4 protein-coding genes are annotated in these 4,267 nt (G+C 43.7%); all 4 read right to left on the bottom strand.

The genetic code is table 11. The annotated features are described in order from the left end of the window. The coding region (locus IBX40_11350) for an ABC transporter permease (GenBank protein MBE0524913.1) at positions 1-520 on the bottom strand (520 nt) is incomplete at its 3' end. Positions 521-532: 12 nt separating this feature from the next. Beyond that, entirely contained in the window at positions 533-2,137 is a 1,605-nt protein-coding gene (locus IBX40_11345; GenBank protein MBE0524912.1) for a hypothetical protein, read from the bottom strand. A 15-nt stretch (positions 2,138-2,152) separates the two neighbouring features. Further along, complete coding sequence (locus IBX40_11340) at positions 2,153-2,908, bottom strand: class I SAM-dependent methyltransferase (protein MBE0524911.1); 756 nt, start codon at positions 2,906-2,908, stop codon at positions 2,153-2,155. Further along, entirely contained in the window at positions 2,901-4,127 is a 1,227-nt protein-coding gene (gene cfbA / locus IBX40_11335) for a sirohydrochlorin nickelochelatase (protein ID MBE0524910.1), read from the bottom strand. The genes IBX40_11340 and cfbA overlap by 8 nt, the downstream gene beginning before the upstream one ends. Positions 4,128-4,267 lie beyond the last annotated feature (140 nt).

Raw genomic sequence — 4,267 nt, 5'->3', positions numbered from 1 at the left:
TAGTCCCATAACCAAAACAGGGGAACCAGCCAAGTTTCAACGAGAAGAACAGGATCAACACCAATCCCAACCAGAAATTGGGCATAGAGACACCCACCAGTGCCACAAACCTGCTGCTGTGATCCAGCATCGAGTTTTGCTTAAGAGCAGAAAGAATTCCGACAGGAATTGCAATAAGTATGGCTATCACCATTGAAGTCAATGCCAGTTCAAATGTTGCCGGGAACCTGTCAATAAATTCCATCAAAACCGGCTCCCCTGTCCTGAAAGATGTTCCGAGATTGACATGAGTGATCATATACAGCCATTGGGAACACTGGACAAGAAAGGGATTGTTAAGATCATTTTTCATCATAAAGAATGCAACTTCTTCAAGACTGGGATCTTGACCGAGTTGAGCAGTAAGTATGGCATGAGCTGGATTGCCTGGTGCAAGATATAGCAATAGAAAAGAAAGCAGCGAGGCGCCAAGCATTACGATTACCGCAATAGCCAGGCGCTTTGCTATAAATTTTTTCATATGCCTATCGCCTTATCTTATCTCAATATCCTGCAGGTTAGTCTCAAACATCGTGGCAGGGAACGTAAATCCATGTACCTTGTTCCTGAAAGCGACAGGCTTCACGATGTCATACAGTGGAATGCACGGCGCTTGATCATGTAGTAGTAACCATGCCTGGTCAAGTGCCTCTCGTTGCCGTACATCATCGGGGGTAGAGAATGCTGTTTCAATCAATTCATCCAGTTCATTGCTGTGGTATGCATATTCCCATGCCCAGTTTGTATTTTTGGAATAATACTTACCTCCCGGCGAGACACCTCCGGGTATAGAAGGCAGACAGCCGCTGTGATGTACATACATATCGTATTCTCCTGCACTTTTCTTATCTCCAGCCGCACCGCTCTCGAGGGTCAAAATATCCATCTTGACACCGAGTTTTTTCAATTCCGACTGCAAGAAGACAGAGACAACATCAGCATTTGCTTCACCAACAGGAACAATGAGTTCGGCAACGAACGGTTTTCCATTCTTGTCAAGTATTCCGTCACCATCGGTGTCTTCCCACCCGGCTTCTGCAAGAAGCTGCTTTGCTCTTTCAGGATTGTACGTGTAACCTTCCTTAATATTTCCGGGTCCCCATTTAAACCAGGGAGCTGTGATCACATATGCCGGTTCAGTTGCATTAGCAAAGAGCGTCCGGACTATCAATTCCCTGTCAATCCCATAATTAAAAGCAGATCTCACTCTTTTATCATCGAAAGGTGCCTTTTTACAGTTGAATTCAATAACCTGATAACGCCCGAAGGACTGGATCATCACCCCGATGTTTGGGTCTTCTTCAAGTTTTGCCAGTTCTATATAGGGTATGCTGGAGTGATGCTCACCTACGCCGATTATATCAAGTTCGCCAGCTTTCAGGGCTATTATCTGTGTATATGGATCTGGTACCGTTTTCCATATAACTTTCTCAAGTTCTGGTTTCTTACCCCAGTAATCATCATTTCTTACCAGTACAGCCTCTTGATCTTTCTTGTAATCCACAAGTTTAAACGGACCTGTTCCAATATATTCCACGATCTTGCCGTCCGGATCCCATTCAGGTTCAACAGCTAACGGGCTTACGACATTGCTAGAATCGCTTGCTATATCGAGCAAAAATGTATCATAATATTTGTTAAAAGTCACCAGGAGGGTATGATCATCAACGATCTCCATCTTGTCTACATAATTCCTGAATGATGCCGTCTTCATATACATATCGAGAGAAAATTTTGCATCTTTAGCATCGAAGGGTGTACCATCATGGAACACAACACCTTTCCTCAGATGGAAGGTGTATATCTTGCCGTCTTCAGAGATGTCCCACGACTCAACAAGCTTTGGTACCGGGTTTCCGTACTTATCCACACCCATAAGTGTCTCAAAGACTAACGATCTGCCTTCATAAGCAACCTTAAAGTCTTTCTGTGCGCCTACCGTCAACACCTGATCCACCTGCTTCATCTCTGTTGCATCGGTTTGTATCGATGAGGATGCCGATTCCTGGTCAGAATTGTCTATACAGCCCATCATCACGCTGGTGATTAAGAGCAGACTTATGACTATGCATGTACTAAATTTATTTTTAAATATCATAGAATTCACCGCCTGTTATTGTTTTACTCCTTTGATCAGAAAATGTCCACCCCAGTAGCCATATTTGAGATGATCCAGGAATGAGTATGTTCTTGCAACCGTTTCATTCACTACACCGATATCCCGGAATCCGGCATTGTTAAGAAGATCAATGTCTGCCTGTGGACGTTCTCTTTGCCGCATTGGCAAATGCTGCTCAAGATCTTTGCTGTATCTCTGGTGAAATGGATTCTTTCGTTCCGTAATAAGAATCAACGGCACTGATATACAATAACGCCAGAGTTTCCGGTATAGATTGTAATTCTTGAAATTCCCATCAAGGATCACCACCTGACCCCCTGACTTCAATACCCTGTTCCATTCCTTGATTGCTTTTTCCGGGTGTGGAAGTGTCCATAACAGATGACGGTTAATCACCACGTCAAAAGTATTATCTGGAAAAGACAGTTTTTCAGCATCCCCAATTTCGAATTTCACAGGAAGATTAGCTTGTTTTGCCTTTTCCTTTGCTCTGTTCAACATACCATCAGATAGATCAATTCCTGTTACCTCATGTCCCATCTCAGCAAGAACCAGTGCCATAGCGCCAGTGCCGGTACCTACATCCAGTATCTTTTGTTTATCAGATCTGACCGCCAGTGTCAGAAGGTTCTTCCACGCTTCTTTTTCCTGTTCAGTGTGTATTCCATGTCCCGGAGATTGATCATAGTTTTTAGAAGATTCATCCCAATTCTGTTTGATGACATCTTTTATACCTGGATTCTCATACATTTTTATTCACCACTATTAATGCCGATTTAAACGAATCCTTCCATCTGAACATTCCATCTGATTCCTGCTGGATAAACTGAGATATGTATGAACGAATGGCGTCCTTTTTTGCAAGAATATCTGACTCATCGAAATGCGAGGTCGCGAGTTTGACCGCCTCATCCAGATCAGCGCATTCCATTGTGGTTGTTATAATTTGCACTTCAGGATACCAGCCCATCTCTCTTAAAAGATTATAGATATTGATGTAATCCGGACCGGGTTTATATGAAGTTCCTTTGATGATCTTCCAGATATCCCCGTATCTATCGTTACTCTCATGTACTCCGATCATCAAAAACAGATACTTTCCTGTTGCGTCGATCATGCGCTGCAGCGATTTTTTCATATCAGTTATAAAATAAAGAGCATGGCTGCAGACAACGATATCATATTGTCCTGATATCTTTGCATCTTCCCAGGTATTGTTGATAAATTCGATGTTATCCAGATTTTCCTTTGAAGCAGCATTCTTGAGATAATCCAGCATACCTGCAGACGGTTCAATTGACACCACCTTGTTCACTTTCTTAGCCAGAGGTATCGTAAGTGCTCCTGTTCCAGCGCCGATATCCAGTACAGTAGTCGTTGTCTCGATATACTTCTCAAGCCTGTCAACAACAGGGGAGCGGTATGCATCATGTCCACGATTATACCGTGGCGATTGATCATCCCAGTATTCGTTGACCGAGTTTGCCTGCTGAGCAATATCATCCATCCAGCTGGACTCCCGCATTCCCTGCTCCCAGAGTTGTGCCCAGTCTGGCATACCTGATTGATTATTAAGAGCATCTCCAATCCTTCTGCAGGCTATACCTGCTATGCACGGATCCGCACCCAACGGCTCTGCATACACAAGTTCGATGTCAGCTCCACCGAGTTGAACCATGGTCCTGTTATCACCTTCCTCGATCCCGAGAACTCGCGGAATATCTTTTGTGGTGTGAACACCCGGCGCCAGGAAACAGGGCAGTGCCACAATCCTGTTAACTCCGGTTCCTTCAAAACTTTTCAGCCCTTCATGAAGGGTCGGAGTATCAATATTTAAAAATGCGGTTTTAACGACCGTATTTCCATTGCATTTTCCTATCATGTCGGCCACAGCATTCACAACCTCTTTATTATAGGGAAGTGAACTGCCATGTCCGAGTACAAGTACTCCTGTATTATTTTCCATCATATCAGCCTCTTTAATGAACTCCCATAACAGTGAGAATCGCAGTGATCACCTTTTCATCATACTGGTCTTCAACGCCCTTGCCCGGATCAGCGTGTCTGACTTTGAACATCCAGTTACCGGATTTATCCAGTTTGATCAAT

It is taken from the genome of Methanosarcinales archaeon (assembly GCA_014859725.1).
Taxonomy (GTDB): domain Archaea; phylum Halobacteriota; class Methanosarcinia; order Methanosarcinales; family Methanocomedenaceae; genus Kmv04.
The sequence above is the reverse complement of the archived record's forward strand: the minus strand, read 5'-3'. Positions and strand labels throughout refer to the sequence as shown.